At 40.1% G+C, this 24,862-nt stretch carries 22 protein-coding genes and 1 pseudogene; 12 read left to right on the forward strand and 11 right to left on the reverse strand.

Features of this window, described 5'->3' with window-relative positions; all coding sequences use genetic code 11:
• The coding region (locus tag ACG916_RS20425) for a transposase (protein ID WP_419330719.1) at positions 1-392 on the forward strand (392 nt) is incomplete at its 5' end.
• Between the two features lie 809 nt (positions 393-1,201).
• Here ACG916_RS20425 and paaG read toward each other — a convergent pair.
• A complete protein-coding gene (gene paaG, locus ACG916_RS20430) occupies positions 1,202-1,990 on the reverse strand; it encodes a 2-(1,2-epoxy-1,2-dihydrophenyl)acetyl-CoA isomerase PaaG (protein ID WP_419329225.1) in 789 nt (262 codons plus the stop codon).
• A gap of 41 nt (positions 1,991-2,031) precedes the next feature.
• Positions 2,032-3,834, reverse strand: a complete 1,803-nt coding sequence (locus ACG916_RS20435; RefSeq protein WP_419329226.1) for an acyl-CoA dehydrogenase C-terminal domain-containing protein — start codon at positions 3,832-3,834, stop codon at positions 2,032-2,034.
• 328 nt (positions 3,835-4,162) lie between these two features.
• Here ACG916_RS20435 and ACG916_RS20440 point away from each other — a divergent pair, with 328 nt between their 5' ends.
• A complete protein-coding gene (locus ACG916_RS20440) occupies positions 4,163-4,597 on the forward strand; it encodes a PaaI family thioesterase (protein ID WP_336954791.1) in 435 nt (144 codons plus the stop codon).
• Positions 4,598-4,710: 113 nt separating this feature from the next.
• Here the strand turns inward: ACG916_RS20440 and ACG916_RS20445 are convergent, their stop codons facing one another.
• Genes ACG916_RS20445 through ACG916_RS20470 form a run of 6 tightly spaced genes read right to left on the reverse strand, consistent with a single transcriptional unit; the run spans position 4,711 to position 11,172 of the window.
• Positions 4,711-5,919, reverse strand: coding sequence for an MFS transporter (locus ACG916_RS20445; protein WP_419329227.1), 1,209 nt, complete (start codon positions 5,917-5,919; stop codon positions 4,711-4,713).
• Between the two features lie 18 nt (positions 5,920-5,937).
• On the reverse strand, positions 5,938-7,254 hold the full coding sequence (gene dcaP / locus ACG916_RS20450) for an outer membrane trimeric porin-like protein DcaP (RefSeq protein ID WP_336954793.1): 1,317 nt from the start codon (positions 7,252-7,254) through the stop codon (positions 5,938-5,940).
• Between the two features lie 41 nt (positions 7,255-7,295).
• Positions 7,296-7,949: a 3-oxoacid CoA-transferase subunit B gene (locus ACG916_RS20455; RefSeq protein WP_336954794.1), complete on the reverse strand. Its 654-nt coding sequence runs from the start codon at positions 7,947-7,949 to the stop codon at positions 7,296-7,298.
• Positions 7,949-8,617, reverse strand: coding sequence for a 3-oxoacid CoA-transferase subunit A (locus tag ACG916_RS20460; protein WP_004721455.1), 669 nt, complete (start codon positions 8,615-8,617; stop codon positions 7,949-7,951). The genes ACG916_RS20455 and ACG916_RS20460 overlap by 1 nt, the downstream gene beginning before the upstream one ends.
• A 47-nt stretch (positions 8,618-8,664) precedes the next feature.
• Positions 8,665-9,960 carry an MFS transporter gene (locus ACG916_RS20465; protein ID WP_419329228.1) on the reverse strand — a complete coding sequence of 432 codons (1,296 nt, stop codon included), beginning with the start codon at positions 9,958-9,960 and terminating at the stop codon, positions 8,665-8,667.
• Between the two features lie 57 nt (positions 9,961-10,017).
• Complete coding sequence (locus ACG916_RS20470) at positions 10,018-11,172, reverse strand: acyl-CoA dehydrogenase family protein (RefSeq protein ID WP_336954797.1); 1,155 nt, start codon at positions 11,170-11,172, stop codon at positions 10,018-10,020.
• A 312-nt stretch (positions 11,173-11,484) separates the two neighbouring features.
• Between ACG916_RS20470 and ACG916_RS20475 the strand changes: the two genes are divergently transcribed.
• The 6 genes from ACG916_RS20475 (at position 11,485) to ACG916_RS20500 (ending at position 18,125) form a co-directional block, all read left to right on the forward strand.
• Positions 11,485-12,273: an enoyl-CoA hydratase gene (locus ACG916_RS20475; RefSeq protein WP_336954798.1), complete on the forward strand. Its 789-nt coding sequence runs from the start codon at positions 11,485-11,487 to the stop codon at positions 12,271-12,273.
• Positions 12,274-12,302: 29 nt separating this feature from the next.
• Positions 12,303-13,064, forward strand: a complete 762-nt coding sequence (locus ACG916_RS20480; protein WP_336954799.1) for an SDR family oxidoreductase — start codon at positions 12,303-12,305, stop codon at positions 13,062-13,064.
• Between the two features lie 88 nt (positions 13,065-13,152).
• On the forward strand, positions 13,153-14,676 hold the full coding sequence (locus ACG916_RS20485) for a 3-hydroxyacyl-CoA dehydrogenase (protein ID WP_419329229.1): 1,524 nt from the start codon (positions 13,153-13,155) through the stop codon (positions 14,674-14,676).
• A gap of 14 nt (positions 14,677-14,690) precedes the next feature.
• Complete coding sequence (locus ACG916_RS20490; protein WP_419329230.1) at positions 14,691-15,896, forward strand: 3-oxoadipyl-CoA thiolase; 1,206 nt, start codon at positions 14,691-14,693, stop codon at positions 15,894-15,896.
• A 121-nt stretch (positions 15,897-16,017) separates the two neighbouring features.
• The gene (locus tag ACG916_RS20495; protein WP_419329231.1) at positions 16,018-16,860 is read left to right on the forward strand and encodes an IclR family transcriptional regulator; all 843 of its coding nucleotides are present in this window, start codon (positions 16,018-16,020) and stop codon (positions 16,858-16,860) included.
• Positions 16,861-16,949: 89 nt separating this feature from the next.
• Positions 16,950-18,125 carry an MFS transporter gene (locus ACG916_RS20500; protein ID WP_419329232.1) on the forward strand — a complete coding sequence of 392 codons (1,176 nt, stop codon included), beginning with the start codon at positions 16,950-16,952 and terminating at the stop codon, positions 18,123-18,125.
• Between the two features lie 63 nt (positions 18,126-18,188).
• Here ACG916_RS20500 and ACG916_RS20505 read toward each other — a convergent pair whose 3' ends face one another.
• Positions 18,189-19,160: an NAD(P)H-dependent flavin oxidoreductase gene (locus ACG916_RS20505; RefSeq protein WP_419329233.1), complete on the reverse strand. Its 972-nt coding sequence runs from the start codon at positions 19,158-19,160 to the stop codon at positions 18,189-18,191.
• A gap of 50 nt (positions 19,161-19,210) precedes the next feature.
• On the opposite strand from ACG916_RS20505, the pseudogene ACG916_RS20510 reads away from it, so the two are divergent.
• A pseudogene (locus tag ACG916_RS20510) lies at positions 19,211-19,351 on the forward strand (enoyl-CoA hydratase); the annotation flags it as partial.
• 67 nt (positions 19,352-19,418) lie between these two features.
• Here ACG916_RS20510 and ACG916_RS20515 read toward each other — a convergent pair.
• Entirely contained in the window at positions 19,419-20,264 is an 846-nt protein-coding gene (locus ACG916_RS20515) for an IclR family transcriptional regulator (RefSeq protein WP_004721467.1), read from the reverse strand.
• Between the two features lie 190 nt (positions 20,265-20,454).
• The gene (locus ACG916_RS20520) at positions 20,455-21,672 is read right to left on the reverse strand and encodes a CaiB/BaiF CoA transferase family protein (protein ID WP_336954804.1); all 1,218 of its coding nucleotides are present in this window, start codon (positions 21,670-21,672) and stop codon (positions 20,455-20,457) included.
• A gap of 329 nt (positions 21,673-22,001) precedes the next feature.
• Here ACG916_RS20520 and ACG916_RS20525 point away from each other — a divergent pair, with 329 nt between their 5' ends.
• The 3 genes from ACG916_RS20525 to ACG916_RS20535 all read left to right on the forward strand — a co-directional run.
• A complete protein-coding gene (locus ACG916_RS20525; RefSeq protein ID WP_419329234.1) occupies positions 22,002-23,153 on the forward strand; it encodes an acyl-CoA dehydrogenase family protein in 1,152 nt (383 codons plus the stop codon).
• A 61-nt stretch (positions 23,154-23,214) separates the two neighbouring features.
• The gene (locus ACG916_RS20530) at positions 23,215-24,465 is read left to right on the forward strand and encodes an MFS transporter (protein ID WP_336954806.1); all 1,251 of its coding nucleotides are present in this window, start codon (positions 23,215-23,217) and stop codon (positions 24,463-24,465) included.
• Between the two features lie 174 nt (positions 24,466-24,639).
• Positions 24,640-24,862: NAD(P)/FAD-dependent oxidoreductase (locus tag ACG916_RS20535; protein WP_419329235.1), on the forward strand; the 223-nt coding region annotated here is incomplete at its 3' end.

Raw genomic sequence — 24,862 nt, forward strand, 5'->3', positions numbered from 1 at the left:
AACGTGATCAAAAGCTTCTTGAAAGCATTCCAGCAATTGCTGAGCGTACCAGTTTATTAATGCTTGTTTTTTTACGTGCTCATTCTTTTGAAAAAGCTAGCCAAGCTGCTGCATTTGTGGGTTTAGTTCCCATTCATAGACAATCTGGTAGTTCTGTGCTTGGAAAAAGTCGCTTATCTAAAGCCGGTTCACCTAAAATTCGATCGGGTTTATATATGGCTGCCATTGTTGCAACTCGGTACAATCCTCACATTAAAGAGTTGAGCGAACGGCTCTTAGCGAAAGGGAAAACTAAAATGGTAGCGATTGCTGATGCTATGCGAAAGTTAATTCATCTTTGCTATGGTGTTCTTAAAAACCAACAACCTTATCAGGCAAATTATAAGGCATGAATCCTTAAATAATTTGCTTGACAGTTAAGACGGTATCTTTTCATCTCTGAAAAGTTAGGCAGCGCCTACGCAAAGGGATTTAAACTTTGAATATAAGGTGTGGCATTGCAATATTTTATAATCAAACAATTATATTTTTGTGTCTGAGTTTTGACAGCTTGACCATACATCAAATTGCCCATTAGCTTTTAGATTGTTCGAAAATTCGAATAGACATGCCTAGTTTCATATCATTATTCTTCTACTAAAAACAGTTATCGTTGTCTTATTCGCTACTTTAATCATTAAGTCACCCAAATAAGGGAAGTATTATGCTCAACAATAAAATAAAGTTAAAACAAATGTGGTAAAGCAATTTCAGTACAACGAATGAAAAATATAAACAATCGCTAATTCATATGGTGACCCAACATGCGAACTTTCTATACGATTCTCATCGGTATAATGCTACTCCTTGCAATTCTTTTTATAAGTCGAATATTACGTGGTCGCTTTAACCAGACATTATTTTTTATTCTGTTCATCTTGATTTGGTTTGTAGCAATGAGCTGGAATATGTATATGGGCATACAAGCAGGATATGCGGTTAAAGAAGAATTCTTAATATTTTTACTTAATTTTGGTATTCCTTCTCTTCTCGCGACTTACTTCATATATAAAAAATAAAAGCTCTATTTAGTTTGCTAAGGTTAAAAACCAGCATGTAAATAACGATCAAAACTAGTGATTACTTATTTTAAAGCACTCTCCAAAAAGAGTGCTTTTTTTGTTAATTTTTACTGGTTAAACATGATTAGGCATAGATTTGATCAATTAAAATTAGCTTTCCTTTTTTCGATAAAGGCCGCAACACCCTCTTTATAATTGTCTGATTGTCCAGCAATACGCTGTAACTCTCGTTCCAACTGTAACTGTTCAGCCAAAGTATTTTGCGAGGCAGTATTTAAGGCCTTTTTAATTAGCGAAATCGAACTGCTTGGTTGCTCTGCCAAACGTTCCGCCAATTCAATCACGCTTTGGTCAAAAGCATCATCTTCATAGACCTCCCAAATAAGCCCCCAACTCAAGGCTTTCTGGGCAGATAACTTATCCCCGAACATGGTCAAACCTTTGGCTCGGGCAAGCCCCACCAGATGTGGCAAATTCCACGTCCCACCTGCATCTGGGATTAAACCGACTTTGCAAAAAGATTGTATAAACGTAGCAGATTGCTTGGCCACAACAATATCGCAAGCCAAAGCCAAGTTCGCCCCTGCACCAGCCGCTACGCCATTGATCGCAGCCACAACAGGTTTAGCCATATTGGAAATTTTAATGACTAACGGATTATAAAATTTTTCTAAGGCAGCACCTGCATTATAATCAGCTGCACTTATCACCTCTTTATTTCTCGTTCTTAAATCCTGACCTGCACAGAAGCCCTTACCTGAACCAGAGATTACAATGGCTTTAATCTCAGTAGAAACCGCCCACAGGTCTAAAATTGCAGCAATTTCACGATGCATTTGCTCATTAAAACTATTGAGCACCTCGGGACGGTTTAAGGTTAAATAGCCCACCCGATTTTCCTGACGAATCAAAATATGTTGAAAATCCATTTATTTTTACTCATTTAAATAAAAAAACATCCTGACCCTGCTTAAAAAGAAAAGTCATCTTGTTCTAATTCCATTACCGCTTCAGCACCCGATGCGATAGCAGCCGCATGGCTTTGGGTACGGTGTAATAATTTTTGAAAGAAAAATTTTGCTGTGGTTAATTTAGCCTGATAAAATTTTTCGTCCGGTGTTGCTTGACTTAACTTTTCATCTGCTACTTGCGCCATACGTGCCCAAAGATAAGCAAACACGACATAGCTAGAGAAATACAGATAATCAACTGAAACAGCGCCAATTTCTTCTGGGTTTTGCTGTGCTTTTTTGGCAACACTGTCTGTAATTGACAGCCACTGTTGCTTGAGTTCCGCCAGTTTTTCCAGATAAGCTGCCAATACGGTATTTGATTGATTGGCTGTAATAAACTGTTCTATTAAATCAGTCATATTTTTTAATAGTTTGCCATCCGACTTGAGCACCTTACGTGCCAGCAAATCTAAAGACTGAATCTCTGTGGTTCCCTCATACAAGGTTGAGATACGGGCATCACGAACAATTTGCTCCATGCCATGTTCAACAATAAATCCATGCCCACCAAAAATTTGTACGCCGTGTTTTGCCGCTTCATTGCCTGATTCAGTTAAAAAAGCTTTGGCAATCGGGGTTAAAAATGCCAACAATTCATCTGAGATTTTCTGTTGTTCAGGATCATTGGATGTTTCAACAATATCAACATGCTGAGCCAGAAAATATGCCAGTGCTCGACCACCCTCAGAAAAGGCTTTTTGCGTCATTAACATCGAACGCACAGCTGGATGCACAATAATTGGATCAGCATTTTTACCTGGGTATTTTACGCCTGATAAAGCACGCATCGCCAACCGTTCTTTGGCATAACTCAATGCACCTTGAAATGAAATCTCCGAAGCCGCCAACCCTTGTACAGCTGTTCCAATACGTGCTGTGTTCATAAAGGTAAACATACAATTTAGCCCACGGTTTTCAGGTCCAATTAAATAGCCCTTGGCTCCATCAAAATTTAAAACACAAGTTGCATTACCATGAATTCCCATCTTATGTTCGATCGCACTACAGATAACATTATTACGATCTTGGCAATCACCTGCATCATCGAGGTTAAATTTAGGCACGATAAACAGTGAAATCCCTTTGGTCCCCGCTGGTGCTTGTGGTAGTCGGGCTAAAACAATATGAATAATATTTTCTGACAGGTCATGTTCCCCAGCAGAAATGAAGATTTTCTCGCCAGTAATTGCATAACTTCCATCAGGGTTTGGTTCGGCCTTGGTGCGGATCAAACCTAAATCTGAACCCGCATGTGACTCAGTTAGACACATTGTCCCTGTCCAAACGCCACTAATCAGTTTACTTAAAAATTGTTGCTTCTGTTCTGCTGTACCATGATGTTCAATGGTACGCATTGCACCATGCGATAAGCCAGGATACATCGCCCAAGCCCAGTTAGAACCACAAAGCATTTCTGAAATTGCAATACGCAATAAGGTGGGTAGACCTTGACCGCCATACTCAGGATCTGCTGTGAGTGAGGTAAAACCCAATTCCGTATATTTATGATATGCCTGCTTAAATCCCGTTGGGGTTGTGACGACACCTTGATTTAAGTGACAACCTTCCTGGTCACCATTTTGATTGATGGGTGCAAGCTCATTTTCACAAAAGTCTGCTGCGGCATCTAAATATTGATTGATCAATTCACGACTAACAGTTTCCTGATATTTTGGTAGTTTTTGGTAGTTTTCTTCTGTTTGCAACATTTCATGCAGTACAAATTGCATATCACGCAGTGGTGCTTTGTATAAAGGCATAGTGTTTCCCTTTCAATTCTTCTGCCGATGATGCAGATAGAGATGATTTCCCTTAGATGACAATTTTATTTTACGATTGTTTAAAAATATCAAATAAATTTCTTATTGCAAAATTTATTTTCATTTTTATTAAATAATTTTATTTAAAAATATCGCCAAAACATGATAATTCGACATAAAAAGCTGTATTTAAACAATAAAATTTAATTAATTCAGAACTCCAGCATAATATTTAATTAAAAAATAATTTTGTATAGCAAAATTTTATTTCGTAAAATAAACTTTTATAGTATGTTAATTAGATCGCTTAACACTCCAAGGATGATTTATGGATAACCCTCAATACACAGGTCTTGAGTTCTTAACGGCTTTAAAAAATGGTGAAATTTCAGCATCACCTATGGCGCAAACCATTCCTATGCAGTTAATCGAAGTTTCTAAAGGCAAAGCGACGTATAAGGTTACGCCAAGTCAAGCGCATCGAAATATACAAGGAACAATCCATGGCGGTTTTTGTGCGACTGCTTTAGATACTGCAACGGGAAGTGCAGCGCATACCTTGCTGGAACATGGCGTTGGTTATGGCACGATTGATCTCAATGTGAAAATGATTCGGCCAATGCAGATCAATACTGCCTACTACGCACAAGCTGAACTGATTAATGCTGGACGTAATATCATTACTACAGAAGGTAAAATTGTGGATGAAAATGGTAAAATTTATGCTTTTGCGACAGCAACTCTGATGATCATACGAAAGTAATAAAAAGACTAAGCCCTCAAAGGGCTTAGGGTCTGATGACATTTCATAAATGGCTTGCGTTCTAAGCCAAAATTGAGCACTGCTTTGTTTACAGCATAAGGTACTGCGTGGGATCAATCTTTTATTACTGTTTTCTTCATTACATAAAAATCTATTCGGTCAATTATAAAACTTAGAATTGCCATGGCTAAACCCACAACCACACAGACACTCCATCCCCAGTGTTTCCATGTGTAGACCGCAACCAACGAACCCAGTGCAGCACCACCAAAATACAGTGTCATATAAATAGAATTAATCCGAGAACGTGCTTGTGTTGAAATTCGATAGACCAGATTTTGGTTAAGTACATGAAAGGCCGATAAACCAAAATAAGCCAAAATCACACCTCCTGCATAAGCCAGCAAAGACTGCTGAGCAAAAAATAGTGGAATCCATGCAAGTACCAAAAACCACATACAAATCAGTGCAACTTTATTTTCCAATCCTTTGGCAATTTGTTTTCCCGCCCAAGGGGTTGCAAACACACCCGCCAGACCAACTATGCCAAATAAACCAATTTGGAAATCATTAAAATGATAAGGCGCATTGGCAAGAATAAACGTCATGGTGGTAAAGATCAGCGCCAATATACCGAAGCCGATCCCACCTGCCAGACCACGGCGGATTAAATGTGGCTGATCAACGGCCAATGTAAACAATGAACGATAAATTTGCAGCACTGTTAATTGATGAGATTTTCGAGCAACGGGTAATTTAAGCCACATCACTACTGCAAAAGCTAAAATCACAATACCACTGAGTAAATACACCGCATGCCATGACCAAACAGTCGAAAGCAAGCCTGCGATTGATCTTGCCAAGAGAATGCCTAAAAACAAACCACTCATCAGTGTTCCGACAATTTGCGGGCTTTTTTGAGGGCTCGCCAAACCAGCGGCAAATGGTACCAAGACTTGTGTCGTAATCGAAAAGAAGGTCGCTAAAAAGGTAAAACCATACAATACAGGCAAGCTTTGACTTAAAGAAAGTCCGATCTGGGCAAAACCTGTGCAGCACATCAATAGACAAATATAGCTACGCTTTTCAAAAAAATCACCGAGCGGCACTAAGATAAACAGACCAACTGCATAAGAGAGTTGACCGATTACAATTGTTAAAGCCACTTGCTCTGCATTGACCTGTAAAGCTTCTGCAATAGAATAAATCAAAGGCTGGTTATAATAGTTCGAACCTGCACAAATTCCACATGCCATTGCCATGATGAAAATAAAGCTTTTTGACAAGATATGCGTTGTGTCAGGTTGAACTATTTTTTCCATTGCGCAGCTCACCCTATTTTAGAATTTGTACATCGACACAAAGTTAATGCGAGAGACATCTGCTGTTCTTCCATCAAACACTTCACGCTTACCTTGATGATATTCCATACCAATATCAATTTGCTCAGCAGGTGAATAAAACAGATTGGCAGCATAATCCGTTAAACGCTTATTTGCGTCAGGATTGAGTTTTGCATAAGCTGAATCATCATCAAAATCAAAAATCGATGCAGATAAATTTGCACGCCATTGTGGATTAAATTTATATGAATACCCTATATTTAAGCTATTGAGTTTATTCATCTCTAAATCTGTTTTTTGCGCATTTAAAGAAAAATCACCTGCCGCATTTAAACTGGTTGCATTTGTCAGGCCAGTTTGTGTGGTATATGGCATGAATTTTTGATCACCCACGATATATTGATAATTTGCCTGTACAGATTGTGCTGGGGTCAGCTGGTATTTTAAACCAGCACCCGCGCCCCAACTGACTTTTTTAACCGTATCTTTTGCAACATCTACAGATTTTTCATTGACAAAACCTTGAGCCAAAGCCGTTAAGGCACCTGCTTTTACGGTATATCGACCTGTCAATGTCGGGAATGCTGAAACCCGTGATCCAGTGTATTCCAAGGCAACTTTTAAATCACTCTTGCTATTTATTTTCCAGTCATAGCGCACTTGAGGTGTACGGGTATAAGAGGTTCCCATAAACTGAGTATAATCGACAGACTCTGTTCGTGTTTCCATATTGGACATCAATGACCAGGTTTGACCGAAAGTCCAATCTTTATAAGTAAAGAAAGCATGACGAATACGGAATTTACCATCGCCCGTACCCATATTGGCACTGTCAAAGAAATCGGCTTCAATATTTCCTGTTACAGCCTTATCTGGACTGTTGAAATACACTCCGATTCGACTGGCATTGATCATGGCATCTGAACGGGCATGATCGGAACGTTTGTCATTTTCAAATGGAGTCCGATTTAAGCTATTGGTGGTTCTTCCTCCCGAATCTGGTGAGGACTTAAAATCAACTGCAGCATCAAGTCGAGCTATTCCATAGACTTTAACATTGTCTGTCCATGTCACCCACGAAGGTGCAATTGGTTTCGCTGTTTCAAGTGCTTTATTTTTTTCTACATTTTCTTCAATTTTTGCTTGTTTGACCTGCAAATTATTTTGTGACAGCTTTTGAGATTCGAGTTCTGCTTTGAGTTTTTGCAGCTCTGTCTCTAACAAATTAATCCGTTGCTCTGCTGTCACTGGTGAATTTGCAAAAATAGTCCCTGAAGCCACAGCGCAAGCTGTAGCTAAAATTAATTTTTTCATCTTTTAATCCTTAAAGAAGCTTTTTTCCCTACGCTTATAAACTAAGCGTCTCGTACATCTATCAATGGGCAGTCCGTTACTGCCTGTAATTCATCAAAACTCAGTCCCGAAACCATTTCAGTGACATAGGCTTTGTGATCTTTTAATTCAATAATGCATAAATCGGTATAAATACGATCTACACACTGTTCCCCTGTAAGGGGATAACTCAGTACATCGACAATTTTAGCTTCGCCCTTTTTGGTGACATGCTCCATATAGACATAAATTGATTTAGCACCCACCGCTAAATCCATTGCCCCCCCTACAGCAGGAACATCATCTGCTTTGCCAGTATGCCAATTGGCTAAATCACCATTCACTGCGACCTGAAAAGCACCAATCACACAGATATCCAGATGCCCACCACGCATAATGTCAAAGGAATCTCCATGATGCATAAAGCAACCACCATCCAGCAAAGTCACTAACTCTTTCCCAGCATTGACCAAGTCCTCATCTTCTTCACCTGCTTTGGGTGGCGGGCCAAAGGCCAAAACCCCATTTTCTGAGTGTAGAAAGATTTCTTTATCTGGAGGTAAATACTTCGCAACATTGGTGGGTAAACCGATACCTAAATTGACATAAGCTCCTTCGGGAATATCCTGAGCAATCAACTGAGCGATATCTTCACGAGAACGTTTTTGAATTGACATTAGATATCTCCTACTTTGACAACATGTTGTACAAAAATCCCTGGGGTGATAATGCACTCAGGATCAAGGCTTCCTAGATCTACCGTATGATTCACTTGAACAATGGTTGTTTTCGCCGCTTTTGCCATAATCGGGCCAAAGTTCCGTGCTGCCTTACGATAAGTCAAATTCCCCCAACGATCGGCTTGATCTGCATAAATCAAAGCAAAGTCAGCTTCAAGCGGATACTCAAGCACGTAGTTTCGACCATTAATGGTTCTGGTTTCTTTACCTTCTGCGACTTTTGTGCCATAGCCTGTCGGTGTGAATATTGCACCTAGACCTGCACCCGCCGCTTGAATACGACAGGCTAAGTTGCCCTGTGGAACCAGTTCTAATTCAATCTTTCCTGCACGATATAAGTCTTGAAATACGGTCGAACCCGCTGACTTTGGAAATGAACTGATCATTTTTCTGACACAACCTGCAATGATCAGCTTGGTCAAACCACGATCACCAGAGGCAGCATTGTTATTGACAATGGTCAGCTCTTTTTTACCTAAATCGATCAAGGCTTCAATCAGTTCCGCAGGCTGACCTGTCACACCAAAACCACTGGTCATGATGGTTGCGCCATCAGGAATTGCCTTTAAAATCGGTTCAATGTCACTGGTGATTTTATTTATCATTTCGCTTGTCCCTTTTCATCCTTAAATTGACGTGACAGGTCAAATTGTCACTCTGCCTTTTGCGGGTTAAATAGTCGGTCTTTAATAAATAACAGTGGAATTACACCGCAAATAAAGTACGCCCCAGCCATCACCAACAGTCCTAAACCAATCGAACCATGTTGTGATAAATAACCGATGGTTAATGGAGAGAAAATTGAAAGCACTTTACCGATGTTATACGCACCGCCAACCGCCGAGCCTCGAATTGAGGTTGGAAAACTTTCAGTCATATACGTAGCATTGATTGCATACGGTATGCCGTATAGAAAACCAAAGAACAGCATGAGCCATAAAATATTGGCAGGCGTGTTAAGGTAAACAATCACGGGAATAAATAGAGCTGTGCCAATTGTGCCGAATGCAAATACAGCACGGCGACCTAATTTATCCGCAATAATCCCGGCAATAATTTTGGCAAACATCATGATTAAGAAAGTGCCGACCATATACATCGCCATTTCTTTAAACTTGATTCCTAGATCAGATTCCAAATAAGCCGGTAGCCAATTACTCACCCCGTAATAACCAAATTGCAAAGCACCGGTACTCAAAATCCACAGTACAAACATGGTGCCGTGTTTCTTATCTTTCAAAATTTCCCAATACGGGTTTTGACGTTTAACAGGCTGTGCATTGTGTGGCGTTGCAACGACTTTTAACTGACGTGCTTTTTTCCATGACTCAGGCTCAGGTACGATAAAATGCATCAGTACTGATAAAATAATCGGGGTAATTGCAAGCCAATATAGGAAACGCCAGCCATGTTCAGGAATAATATGACCTGCCAATAAAGTCGCAAGTAAAGACCCCAAGGTATAACCCGTCATCAGTGTTGCCAACACTGTAGAACGATGTTTGGTCGGCACCATTTCAGACATTAAAATATTACAGGCAATATAAAGTGCGCCTAAGCCCATTGCACCGAATGTTCTTAAAATCGCAAATTGCATATATGAATGAGTAAAACCCAATGCACAGGTCAGAACAGAAGAAAAAGCAATAAAGAATACAATCACGCGTACTCGGCCAAAGCGATCACAAGCCCATCCACCGACCAAACCTCCCACGGCGGAACCTAACAGTGTCAAACTACCTAATGTTCCTGCTTGTACACCGCTCAAGTGAAACTCAGCCTTTAAACTGGTCAAACTTAATGCTAAAAAACCCAAATCTGCGCCATCACAGAGCAAAGTAAAAAATGCAAAGATAAAGGCCGTAATCCAAATCTTTTTGGGTGTCTGAATCACCTCTCCAGCACCACTATTTCCGCTATTATTTTGTGTAACTGTTTCCGTTGTCATGTCCATATCCTCAGAAGGAATATGAGGCATCCCCTGCCTCATGGCATCTAATTGTTATTAGGCTGTAGCATCCCTAATCATGTTTTTTGCGATAATCAGTTGTTGAACTTGTGTGGTTCCTTCATATAAACGGAACAAACGCACATCACGATAAAAACGTTCAATGGCATATTCACTGATATAACCAGCACCACCGTGGATTTGTACGCAACGATCTGCAACCCGACCACACATTTCAGTGGCAAACATTTTTGAACAAGATGCTTCTGTACTAATGTTTTCGCCATTATCACGGCGACGTGCAGCATCGAGCACCATACATTTTGCCGCGTAAATCTCAGCTTTTGAGTCTGCCAGCATGGCTTGGATCAATTGAAAATTAGCAATTGGCTGACCAAATTGTTTACGCTCAATGGCATAGTGAAGTGCGTCATTTAACATCCGTTCAGCCACACCGACACTATATGCACCAATATGTAAACGACCTTTATCTAAAACCTTCATTGCGGTTTTAAAACCAATACCTTCAATCCCACCAATCAATGCTGATGCTGGAATGCGGCAGTTTTCAAAAATCACATCACAAGTATGAGAACCTTTTTGTCCCATCTTTTGATCGATTTTTCCCAAACTAATCCCAGGCGTATTGGCTTCAACTAAAAATGCAGAAATACCACTGGCACCTTTAATATCAGGATTGGTCCGTGCCATCACGGTAAAAGTAGCAGCATGTGGTGCATTGGTAATAAAGCGTTTAGTACCATTTAAAACGTAAAAATCACCATCTTTGACCGCGCTGGTTTTTAAAGATGCTGCATCTGAACCTGCCTCAGGTTCGGTTAAGCAAAATGAACCAATAATTTCACCGCTGGCATAACGAGGAAGATATTTTTGTTTTTGTTCTTGTGTTCCATCAATCAAAATCGCACTTGAACCAATACCATTGTTGGTACCAATCAGTGAGCGGAATGCCGGTGAAGTTTGTCCAAGCTCAAATGCAACATTCACCTCCTCTTCCATGGTAATCCCCAATCCACCATATTCTTCTGGAATAGTTAACCCAAACAGACCTAACTCACGCATTTGTTGCACAATATCCTCAGGAATTTTGTCCTGCTCGGCAACCTCATGTTCGCGTGGAATCAATTCATTTTTTACAAAGTCACGAATTGTTGAGAGCAACTGTTGCAACATTCCTTCATCACGGATCATCTATGATCTCCCTTCTTTTGTAGCTTCATTGCATCCATCAGCTATTCCAGCTGGGTAATGGATACCCTGTTTTAAATCTTGTTTACTGCGAATGTGTTTCATAGTACGAGATTAAAAACACAAATTTCAAGCTTTTTTGAAAATTAATTTCGTTAAACGAAATTTTAAGATCTACCAATATTAAATATCAATCACTTAGAAAAACTAACCGACGATAAAGTATCAAGACAAGTAAAAAATACTTGAAATAAATTTCAAAACACGCATTATTAAAGAAATATAGTTTTGATCTGCGAAACAAGGAATCAAAAAATGAGTGAAATAACAAGGAACAGTTTCATTGAAGTTGACTATTCTGTTCAGAAAGTAGCAATCGTGAAGATTAATCGTCCAGAGGCTAAAAATGCCTTAAATACACAGGTACGTAAGCAACTGGCTCAAGTGTTTACTGAGTTAAGTTTTAATGACCAGATCCATGCCATTGTGCTCACAGGTGGGGAAGAGGTTTTTGCCGCAGGTGCAGACTTAAAAGAAATGGCAAGCGCAACCTCCACAGAAATGTTGCTACGTCATACAGAACGTTATTGGAATGCAATTGCGCAATGCCCTAAACCCGTGATTGCTGCTGTAAATGGTTATGCACTGGGTGGCGGTTGTGAACTTGCCATGCATAGCGACATTATTATTGCGGGTAAAGGGGCAACTTTTGGTCAACCTGAAATTAAAGTCGGTTTAATGCCTGGCGCAGGTGGAACCCAACGTCTTTTCCGTGCAGTGGGTAAATTTCACGCGATGCGTATGATCATGACGGGTGTAATGGTCAAAGCAGAAGAAGCATATAGCATTGGACTGGTTTCCCAAGTTACTGAAGATGACCAGACCATCTCAACCGCTATTCAAATGGCGCAAAATCTGGCAAAAATGCCACCAATTGCCCTACAACAAATCAAAGAAGTTGCATTAATGAGCGAAGATGTTCCATTAAATGCAGGTTTGGCATTGGAGCGTAAATCATTTCAATTGTTGTTTTCAACAGAAGATAAAAATGAAGGCATTCAAGCGTTTATTGAAAAACGAAAACCATCATATCAAGGCAAATAAGTTTAATCGATAACAACAATGGAATAGAAATGGCTAGAAAAGTATTGATTAGTGCAGGCGGTTCAGGAATTGGACGATGTATTGCAGAAGCATTCTTAGCGCATCACGATGAAGTTTTCGTTTGTGATATCAATGCAGAAAGCTTAGCGCAATTCCAAAAGGCCTATCCTGCACTACATATTTATGCATGTGATTTAGCTAACCATGATGAAATCAAATCTATGTTTAGTGATGCCATCAGTAAACTGGGGCATATTGATGTTCTGGTCAATAATACAGGGATTTCTGGCCCAACCATTGCAGCAGAAGAATTGAGTTTCGCCGATTGGAGTGCGGTATTAAACCTTAATTTAAATAGTACCTTTGCTATCACCCAACTCGCCATCCCCTTTTTAAAACAGTCGGAAGCAGGCGTCATTATCAATATGTCATCGATCGCTGGACGTTTGGGCTATCCATATCGTTTGGCTTACGCGACCTCTAAATGGGGATTAATTGGTTTTACCAAAACATTGTCGATGGAACTTGGTGCAGACAATATTCGAGTCAATGCCATACTTCCAGGTGCAGTGGATGGAGAACGAGTTCAACGGGTGTTACAAGCGCGTGCAAATGTCGCTCAAACTTCCTTGGATGCCGTTACGCAAAATGCACTTAAAAATCAATCACTCAAATATTTTGTCAATCCAAAACATATTGCCGATTTGTGTATATTTTTAGCCTCGGAAAGCGGTTGCTCTATTTCTGGACAAATTTTACCGATTGATGGTGACAAACAATGTCTGAGTTAACCCACCAGACTGTATTGTTTTCTTTCGTTTCTATTTTTTTCGTCTCTAATTTTTCGTTTAATCTAGATCAGTTATCAGGATGATCGACATGACTTATGATATTCAAAGCATGGCTGTAATTGGTGTTGGTATTATGGGCAGCGGTATTGCTCAAATTGCAGCACAATCAGGTCATACCACCTATTTATATGACACCAAAGAAGGCGCTGCGCTACAGGCCAAAGAAAAGCTGGCAGCAACATTTCAAAAGCTAGTCGATAAAAATAAAATCAGTGCTGAACAAGCGGAAAATGCTAACAAACATTTGATCGTTGCAGCGCAACTTGAAGATTTAAAAGCCTGCGACTTAATTGTTGAAGCGATTATTGAGCGTTTAGATATCAAACAAGTGTTGATGCAACAACTCGAAGAGATCGTTTCAGACACCACTATTTTAGCCTCAAACACTTCATCGCTTTCGATCACAGCCATTGCAGCAAACTGTAAAAAACCACAACGTGTAGTCGGTTTCCATTTCTTTAATCCGGTACCACTGATGAAAGTTGTGGAAGTGATCCAAGGATTAAAAACAGATCCACATATTGTAGATGCATTAAATGAGCTATCACGTGCATTTGGTCATCGACCTGTTGTTGCCAAAGACACCCCAGGATTTATTATTAATCATGCGGGCCGTGCATATGGCACCGAAGCGTTAAAAATCTTAAATGAAAATGTCTGTGACATCAGTGAAATTGACCGCATTTTAAGAGATGGTGTTGGTTTTAGAATGGGACCATTCGAACTCATGGATTTAACAGGACTAGATGTATCACATCCTGTAATGGAGTCGATTTATCATCAATACTATGAAGAAGCCCGTTACAAGCCCAATCCATTGACCAAACAAATGCTTGAAGCCAAACAACTTGGGCGTAAAGTTAATCAAGGCTTTTACCACTATGAAACAGGTACAAAAACAGGTGAAAAAACCGCACAGTTTGTTGAGCGTTTAACAGACTATCCAAAAGTTTGGATTGCAGCTGATTTTGCTGAAGATAAACAACAACTGGAAGATTATTTAATCCAACAAAATATTGTCTTAGATACAGGTTTAGAACCACTACCTGAGAGTTTATGTTTACTCGCTTGCTATGGTGAAGATACCACCCAAACAGCGACACGTTTAAAAGTCAATCCACAACAAGCTGTTGCCATAGATATGCTATACGGCATAAGCAAACATAGAACGTTAATGCCGTCATTGGCGACAAGCACTGAGTATCGTCAAGCAGCTCACTCTATGTTTAATTTAGATGGTGCTATGGTCAGCATGATTGCTGAAAGTATTGGCTTCGTGGCACAACGTGTTTTAGCCATGGTGATTAATTTAGGTTGTGATATTGCACAACAAAATATTGCCAGTGTCGATGATATCAATGCCGCAGTCCGTTTAGGTTTAGGCTATCCATTTGGCCCTATTGAATGGGGTGATCATATCGGTAGCCAAAAAATCTTACTCATTCTCAATCGTATCTCAACACTGACCTATGACCCACGCTATCGCCCTAGCCCATGGTTACAACGTCGTGTCGCATTAAATTTACCGCTTACTTTTAATTCTGGATTTTGAAAAGGAACTTCTCAATGTTAAATGCCTATATTTATGATGGTTTACGTAGCCCGATTGGTCGTCATGCAGGTGAGCTTGCTTCAGTACGTCCAGATGATTTAGCTGCGGCAGTTTTGCAAAAGCTCCTTGAAAAAACTGGGGTTCCAGGTGCAGCGATTGAAGATGTTATTTTAGGTGATACCAACCAAGGTGGTGAAGACAGTCGTAATGTTGCCAGAAATGCCCTATTAATCGCGGGATTACCTGTGACTGTTCCTGGCCAAACTGTAAACCGTTTATGCGCAAGTGGTTTGGGTGCTGTGATTGACTCTGCACGTGCCATCACCTGTGGCGAAGGCGACTTGTATATTGCAGGTGGTGTAGAAAGCATGTCACGTGCCCCATTTGTGATGGGTAAAGCTGAATCTGCCTATAGCCGTGAAACCAAAATTTACGACACCACAATTGGCTCACGCTTTCCAAACAAAAAGCTGATTGCACAATATGGTGGTCACTCAATGCCTGAAACTGGTGACAATGTCGCAGTTGAGTTTGGCATTACCCGTGAACAAGCAGATTTATTTGCTGCCCAATCACAAGCCAAGTATCAAACAGCCAAACAAGACGGCTTTTTTACTGGTGAAATTACCCCAATTGAAGTCTTTCAAGGCAAAAAGTTACCACCAAAACTAGTTTCTGAAGATGAGCACCCTCGCGCAAGCTCAACGGTTGAAGCATTAACCAAATTAAAACCATTATTTGAAGGTGGCGTGGTGACTGCTGGAAATGCATCGGGTATTAATGATGGTGCTGCTGCACTACTCATCGGTTCCGAAGCAGCGGGCCAAAAATATGGCTTAAAGCCAATGGCAAAAATCTTGTCGGCAGCGGCAGCAGGTATTGAACCACGTATTATGGGTGCTGGTCCAATCGAAGCAATCAAAAAAGCCGTTACACGTGCAGGGCTGACTTTAGATGATATGGATATCATTGAAATCAATGAAGCTTTCGCTTCACAAGTACTATCTTGCTTAAAAGGTCTAGATGTTGATTTTAATGATCCGCGTGTCAACCCAAATGGTGGTGCAATTGCCATTGGTCACCCACTTGGGGCTTCTGGTGCACGTCTTGCACTGACAGTTTCGCGTGAGCTGATCCGCCGCAATAAGAAATATGCTGTCGTTAGCTTATGTATTGGCGTTGGACAAGGCTTAGCCATGGTGATTGAAAACGTGTCATAACGCTGACTGTTTAATCACTAACCGAGTATCCATTCATCACAACAGCGCAGTGATGAATGGATTTATTTTGCAGAGCGAAATATAATAGCCAAACTGTTGCTTTATTATATTTGAGTATTGAATGTCTCAGAATTCAGAAACTGAATCACCTATAAATTTTGATGAGATACGCCTTGACCCTATTTCACATATTCATCGGGAAAATAACCCCCAATTTATCGCTTCTTTAGCACGAGGTTTAGAGCTATTACGTTGTTTTTCTGCCAATAATCAAGTCTTAGGTAACCAAGAACTGGCAAAAATGACGGGTTTACCAAAACCAACCATTGCGCGGATAACCAATACCTTAGTGTCATTAGGCTATTTAAAACAACTGCCTAATTCCACTAAATATACATTGGATATCGGTGTTTTATCTTTAGGCTATGCAGCCTTGTCCAATATTTCTATTCGTAATATTGCACATCGCTATATGGAAGAAATGAGCCAATATGTACAAGCACCGGTTGCGATGGCAACTCGTGACCGTTTAAACATGGTCTATATCGACGTGGTTCAGATCGAAACTGCTTTAAATATGCGCCGTCCCATCGGCTCAACCCTACCCATTCACAGCAGTTCCATGGGTCGAGCTTGCTTGGCGGCTACACCTGAACGTGAGCGTAACTTTTTACTGGATGCGCTTAAACAAAAAAATGCTGAAAACTGGCCTGCAATTAAACGTTCTTTAGAACGAGCTTTCCGAGATTATCAAGATTACGGATATTGCCTTTCTTTAGGTGAATGGCATAAAGAAGTAAACTCTGTTGCTGTACCTTTAGTCAGCTCCAAACATGGTCTTTATGTGTTTAACTGCGGTGCACCAAGTTTTCATTTAAACCCTGAAAAACTTGAAGGTGAAATTGGACCCCGTTTAATCCATATGGTGCACAACATTCAAGATGCTTTGAGTGAAACGCCTTAACAACCATGTTTAAAATCAGATGCTTAAAATCAGCAGATACATGGTTGTGTGGATTAAAAGTTCCGATTTCATAATGACAAACCATAGGCATGATGAAAAACACTCTCTATACCCCAACCATTATTTTAATGGCAGTTGCAGCAGGCATCTGTACTGGTGGGAATTATTTTAGCCAACCACTGATTCATTCCATTAGTCTAAGTTTAAATTTAGCAGATACCACCACAGCATGGGTGCCTACTTTAGCGCAAATCACCTATGCAGCAGGTCTGCTGTTTTTAATGCCTTTAGGGGATATTCTCGAAAAGCGTAAGTTGTTGTTTATATTTATGCTGCTTGCCTCAATTGGGCTAATTATTAGTGGTTTTTCCCACAATATTTATCTGTTAATGTTCGGTACCATCATTACAGGGTTATTTTCTAGTTCAGCCCAACTGTTGTTACCACTGGCTGCCAGTCTGGTTCCAATTCAACATAGTGGTCGTGTTGTTGGTTTTTTACTGAGTGGGTTAATGATGGGTGTCTTGTTGGCACGCTCATTATCAGGGATGATGTCGACGCTTTTTGCTTGGAATGTTATTTATCTGCTCAGCGGTTTTTTATTATTGCTCATTGCGATTATTTTGTACCGTAATATTGGCTTATTTCCTCCCACCAAATCTGAAAATTATCTCAAAACAATTCACTCACTGCCGCAAATCTTTATTCAAAATCGTCGCCTAAGAATCAGAACCTATATTGGTGGATTAACCTTTGCCTGTGTAAGCTTAACCTTTACCACCATGTCTTTACTCTTAGCTCCTGCGCCTTATTTTTTCAGTGATTTTACGATTGGCTTATTTGGGTTTGTCGGTGTTTTAGGGACATTCATTGCCAATTTTTCAGGTAAATTTATTGATCAAGGCTATATTCATAAAATTTCGATATGTTGTGGTATCGGTCTGATTTTAAGTTGGCTATTGTTTTTGTTGCTCTCTTATCATTTTATCTTTTATATCATTGCCTTACTTATCCTTTATGCTTCGCTCTCGGCTGTTCATGTCACCAATCAGAGTATTGTCTTTAAGCTTAACCAACAATTGCGTTCACGTTTCAATGCCATCTATATGACAGGTTATTTCGCTGGCGGTGCTTTAGGGACCACGAGTGGAAGCTATGCATGGAAACATTTTGGCTGGACAGGTGTATGTATCTTGGGCTTAGTTTTTGCCCTGCTGTGTCTATATTATTGTCTTGCAGATGCTAAAAATCAGCACAATTCATAGTGTTGTGCTGATCTTTAAAAGCAGTCTTTCATCATCGAGACAAAGCTGAACTCAAATAGATGTTTATAAAAGCCCGAATAAACGTCCACGAATAATGTCTTCTGCATCTTTTACAATACGGTTGACCAGTTCATCACATGTCGGAATGTCATGGATCAGACTGGCAACCAAACCACATGACCACGCCCCAGCATTGACATCACCATCGATCATCACTTTAGGATAAACACCTGCAACTTCTTCAATGATATCTTCAAATTTAATCTGGTCACCCAGTGCTTTTTCTTTGGCTATAATTTTTTCTACAGCTGCATTATTCATAACGCGCTCAGTATTACGCAAAGCGCGCATAATTAAACGCGTATCTCTTTCTGTAGCATTCAGGATCGCCTGTTTCACATTTGCATGTACTGGCGCTTCTTGAGTTGCAATAAAACGTGTTCCCATATTAATACCATCCGCCCCCATGGCTAAAGTGGCAGCAAGTGAGCGTCCATCAGCCATACCACCTGATGCAACAAATGGAATTTCTAAGGTATCGGCAGCTAAAGGCAATAAAATCATATTCGGTACATCATCTTCACCGGGGTGCCCACCACACTCAAAACCATCAACAGAAACAGCATCACATCCAATTTTTTGAGCTTTTAGACTATGCCGAACCGAAGTACATTTATGAATCACTTTAATTCCAGCGGCCTTTAAATAAGGCATGACCTGTTCAGGATTACGACCCGCTGTTTCTACAACCTTTACCCCACCTTTAATAATTGCCTCGACAAAACCCGGATAATCAGGTGTATTGACTGTGGGTAAGAAAGTTAGATTTACACCAAAAGGCTTATCGGTCATTTCTCGACATCGGGCAATTTCTTTTGCTAGATTTTCAGGTGTTCGCTGGGTTAAACCGGTAATAATGCCTAACCCACCCGCATTTGAAACTGCAGCAGCCAGCTCGGCAAAACCGACATAATGCATACCACCTTGAATAATCGGATGTTCAATTTCAAATAATTCTGTAATTTTGGTTTTCATATTCTTTCCACTCACTATTTTATATTTAGAGGCTCATTTCTTAGCATCCTATGCTTATCGATGATTTATTAAATCTGATCGATCATGAGTCCACTGTATTCTCACTTTGTTTGCAAGGTGACCAATTTAAACAAGCACTGAGTGCATTGATGAAAAAAATAACACCCATTTTTCGTAAGAAAACTATTTAACCTGCATCTTATTAAAAAGGCCAACAATGCAGATCGTTGCTGGCCTTTCAGTTTTAAAGCAATAAAATTAGCTAATTTCAGTGCGGATATTATTCACCATATGTAGAAGACGCGGTGCAATATCCTCTTCAAGTTTTTCGCGGTTCATAATAAAGCTTGGTCCGCCGCAGTTAAATACCAGTAGACCATGTTGTTCATGAATCAAGGGGACTGCAACTGAATTGACATCTTTATGCCATTCACCAATTGAAAAACAATAACCAAAATCTTGATAATCTTTAAATGCTTTATCTAAATCACGGTTAATCTTGATCCAATCGTCTTTATGTTTGCTACGGATTGCATCAAGTAAAAACTCTCTTTCATCTTCAGGCATTGCAGCCAGACATGCACGTCCCATTGAACTTAAATGAATCGGCAAATAAGTACCGACTTGACGACGCATGGTCATATTGCCCTTGCCTTGTACCACATCCAAATAAATCATATTTAGACGATCACGCGTTGCCATTGCCACAGCAGCACCTGCATAATCCGCTAAGTTTTTCATATAGGGATGTGCAATATTACGGATAGACACATTAGAAAGCATGGAGTAACCAAACGCCAAAACCCCAACTGAAAGTTGAAATTTGCTTGAATTTGGGACCTGCTTAATATAGCCCAAACGTGACAATGTGTGCGTTAAACGGGTAATTGTCGGTTTAGGCAAACCGGTCATTTGTGATAACTCTTGATTACCCAAATGCTGGTGTTTTGGGGTAAAGCAACGTAAGAGTTCTAAACCACGTCCTAAAGCTGTAATAAATTGACGATCATTTTCATCTTGCATATCTTCAATCGGATGCAATAACTCATGCCTCAAAGGCGCTAATAATTTTTCTGTTTGTTCTGCATCTACGGCATCATTCATGGTTATACCAATTCACATATTTGTTTCGCACTGCGAAAATTATAATCTATTTTTTCTATAAATAGCAAAAAGCAATCATCTGATTCACTTTGAAAATAAAACGATGCATCCATCTCGATGTGAAAAGTCTAAATTTGCTTATTTTATTGAAAAAAATGGCTTTAGACTGCTCACATCATCTATTTAAAAACTATCCTATCACGCCTTTGGCTTTTAACTCCTCAAGTTTTGCTGGAGAAATAATACGGCCTAAAATGGTCTGAGTATGTTCGCCTAACAAAGGAGGCGCATTTCTATACTCTACAGGTGTACGTGAAAGCTTAATCGGAGAACCAACCACAGTAAGTTTTTCACGTTGAGGATGTTGCATTTCTACCAGCATCTCTCGCGCAATCACTTGAGGTTCATTAAAAGCTTGTTCTAGATTATTAATCACACCAACAGGCACTTTAGCAGCATAAATTGCACTTACCCACTCATCGGCAGTCTTGCTTAAAAAATGCTTTGATAAAATTTCTATCACTTCATCACGATGCTTAACACGATCTGCATTACGGGTAAATCGAACATCATTGGGTAACTCTGGCAAACCAATACTTCTGCACAGTTGGATAAACTGAGTGTCATTACCACAAGCAATGATAAACTCTCGATCAGCGGCTTTAAATAATTGATAAGGCACAATATTGGCATGTGCATTGCCATAACGTACCGGCACTTTTCCAGATGAAAGATAATTCATTCCTTGATTTGCCATTGTGGCAATTTGCACATCAAGTAAAGCCATATCTATATGTTGCCCTAAACCCGTCATATGACGATTGAGCAAAGCCGCTTGTATGGCAATGGTTGAATATAATCCCGTTGATAAGTCTGAAAATGCGACACCTACTTTTTGCGGACCACCACCGGGTAAATCATCTTTTTCACCCGTGATGGACATGAGTCCACCCATTCCTTGAATGATAAAATCATAGCCAGGTTCTTCTGCTCTCGGTCCATTTTGACCAAAACCCGTAATCGAGCAATAAACCAGTTTAGGATTAATTTCTGATAAAGAAGCATAATCCAAGCCATATTTTTTCAAAGAACCAGCTTTGTAGTTTTCAATGACCACATCGGTATCTTGAATCAGTGCTTTGATGAGTGCCTGCCCTTCCGGATTTGCAATATCTATTGCAACAGAAAGTTTATTGCGATTGGTCGACTGATAATAAGCGGCTTCTCGTGTCTCTTGTCCGGCATCATCTTTCATCCAAGGTGGTCCCCAAGAACGCGTATCATCACCTAGTTTCGGTCTTTCAACCTTAATCACTTCTGCGCCTAAATCGGCAAGAATCTGTCCACACCACGGTCCAGCCAGTACTCGACTTAAGTCAAGTACACGAATTCCATTTAAAGCACCCATGTTTATTCCACTAACCTTTGATTAATTTCCTACAGGAAAATTTATTTAATATAAATTTCGCATAGCGATATATATTTTTAATATACACAGAAAACTTTAAAAATAAAACTTAATTTTTTCATCAAAAGTGATGATTTTTATTCAACAAATATAGATTAATTAAATCAAATAATTAGCCAACTAAAAAACAAGCACAATATACCGCATTGCGAAATTAATTTTCAAAATATATTGTTTTCTACTAATCCTTTGATTACTATCGCATCAATATGCAGGGTTTTAGCAACATCTCCTCGATGTTTTCAACATGTTGTACAAAGGACAAGACTATGATTCGAGATCAGGAAACACTCAAACAACTGGTAGATATGATTCGACAGTTTGTAGATGGTGTCCTTATTCCTCATGAGAATGAAGTCGCAGAAACAGATCAAATCCCTCAAGCCATCATTGAGCAAATGAAAGCTTTGGGTTTGTTTGGACTGACGATTCCAGAAGAATATGAAGGTCTTGGCTTGACCATGGAAGAAGAGGTATCTATCGCTTTTGAACTTGGACGTACTTCGCCTGCCTTTCGTTCACTGATCGGCACCAATAATGGAATCGGTTCGAGTGGTCTGATTATTGATGGTACCGAAACTCAAAAATCATTTTTCTTGCCCCGTTTAGCACGTGGTGAAGTGATCAGTTCTTTTTGCCTAACTGAACCAGATGCAGGCTCAGATGCTGCCTCTTTGAAAACCAGCGCAGTAAAAGAAGGTGAGTTTTATATTTTAAATGGCACCAAACGCTTTATTACCAATGCACCTCATGCAGGGGTATTTACGGTGATGGCACGAACCAATCCAGATATTAAAGGTGCTGGTGGAATTTCTGCTTTTATCGTAGATCGCAAAACTGCAGGAATCTCTCTAGGTAAAACAGATAAAAAAATGGGACAAAAAGGTGCACATACCTGTGATGTGATTTTTGAAAATTGTCGAGTTCCTGCCTCAGCACTGATTGGTGGTATTGAAGGTGTAGGATTTAAAACCGCAATGAAAGTCTTGGATAAAGGTCGCTTACATATTGCCGCAATCAGTGTCGGTGCTGCCCTACGCATGTTAGACGATACTTTAAAGTTTGCCCTTGAGCGGAAGCAATTTGGACAAGCGATTGCTGAATTTCAGCTGATTCAAGCCATGCTTGCTGACTCCAAAGCAGAAATTTATGCAGCGCAATGTATGGTTTTAGATGCGGCAAGACAACGTGATGCTGGGCACAACGTCAGCACAGAAGCATCATGCGCAAAAATGTTTGCCACTGAAATGTGTGGTCGCGTGGCCGATCGCTGCGTACAGATTCATGGTGGCTCTGGCTATATCAGTGAATATGCCATTGAACGTTTTTACCGAGATGTACGTTTATTCCGTCTCTATGAAGGCACCACCCAAATTCAACAAATGATTATTGCGCGAAATATGATTCGTGCTGCGTCTTAATTAATTTTTAGGCACTTTAAAACGATTTGAAGTGCTGTAAATCAAATGTAGGTAATGGATTATGGCGACAAACTACAATACACATCTCTCTTCAATACAACCTCATACTTGGAAAATTGCATTTATTTTTGCATTTTTAGCCTTGTTGGTGGATGGTGCCGATCTGATGCTGCTGTCTTATAGTCTCAACAGTATTAAGGCAGATTTTGGTTTAAGTTCCGTGCAGGCAGGTATGCTGGGTAGTTTTACCTTGGCGGGTATGGCTGTTGGTGGGATATTTGGGGGATGGGCATGTGACAAATTTGGTCGAGTACGGATCGTGGTTATTTCTATTCTCACCTTCTCACTACTTACATGTGGACTAGGCTTTACCCAAAGCTTTCTTGAATTTGGGCTATTACGTTTTTTTGCTTCTCTCGGACTAGGCTCGCTTTATATTGCCTGCAATACCTTGATGGCGGAATATGTACCTACACGTTACCGTACAACGGTATTGGGTACCTTACAAGCAGGTTGGACGGTTGGCTATATTGTTGCAACGCTACTCGCTGGATGGATTATTCCAGATCATGGCTGGCGTATGCTGTTTTATGTTGCCATTGTACCGGTGTTGATTGCTGTTTTAATGCATCTTTTGGTACCAGAACCACTCGCATGGCAACAGTCTCGTTTACAACAACCAACACGTGATAAAAACTCTGAGGATACTTCGGCATTTAAACTGATTTTTAAAGATAAACGAAATCGAAATATGTTTATCTTGTGGGCGCTCACAGCAGGCTTCTTACAATTTGGTTATTATGGGGTAAATAACTGGATGCCTTCATATCTAGAAAGTGAATTAGGCATGAAGTTTAAAGAAATGACCGCATATATGGTTGGTACTTATACCGCCATGATCCTCGGTAAAGTCCTTGCGGGGATGATGGCTGATAAACTTGGTCGTCGCTTTACTTATGCCTTTGGTGCGATTGGGACTGCTATTTTTCTTCCACTGATTGTTTTTTATAACTCACCCAGCAACATTTTATATTTACTGATCGCTTTCGGATTTTTATACGGTATTCCTTATGGTGTAAATGCCACTTATATGACGGAAAGTTTCCCTACAGCGATTCGTGGTACAGCGATTGGTGGTGCCTATAACGTCGGGCGTCTTGGTGCAGCACTTGCGCCTGCAACGATTGGCTACTTGGCATCAGGTGGTTCTATTGGTTTAGGTTTTGTGGTGATGGGGGCTGCTTATTTAATTTGCGGTGTTATTCCTGCCCTCTTCATCAAGGAAAAACTCTACGATCCGCAAAAATCGTAAAATTAGACCTTATAAAATCACTTATTCCATTTTAAAGCCAGCTAGATTTAGCTGGCTTTTTTGTGGATATCATATTGAATTTACTCATCAAACCTTCCCTTTTTTATGCTTTTTCATTTGATATTTTTATCTCAATAAACTAAAATACCGCCAAGCGAAATAGGATTTCTTTTTATGAAAGATTTACAACGAGAGTCAATGGAGTTTGACGTAGTCATCGTAGGCGCAGGCCCTGCGGGTCTTTCTGCTGCGATTAAAATTCGTCAATTAGCTCTTGAAAACAATCTTCCAGACCTTTCCGTCTGTGTGGTTGAAAAAGGCTCTGAAGTTGGTGCGCATATCCTTTCTGGTGCTGTACTTGAACCTCGTGCAATCAATGAACTTTTCCCTGACTGGA

It is taken from the genome of Acinetobacter legionensis (assembly GCF_048552295.1).
GTDB lineage: Bacteria > Pseudomonadota > Gammaproteobacteria > Pseudomonadales > Moraxellaceae > Acinetobacter.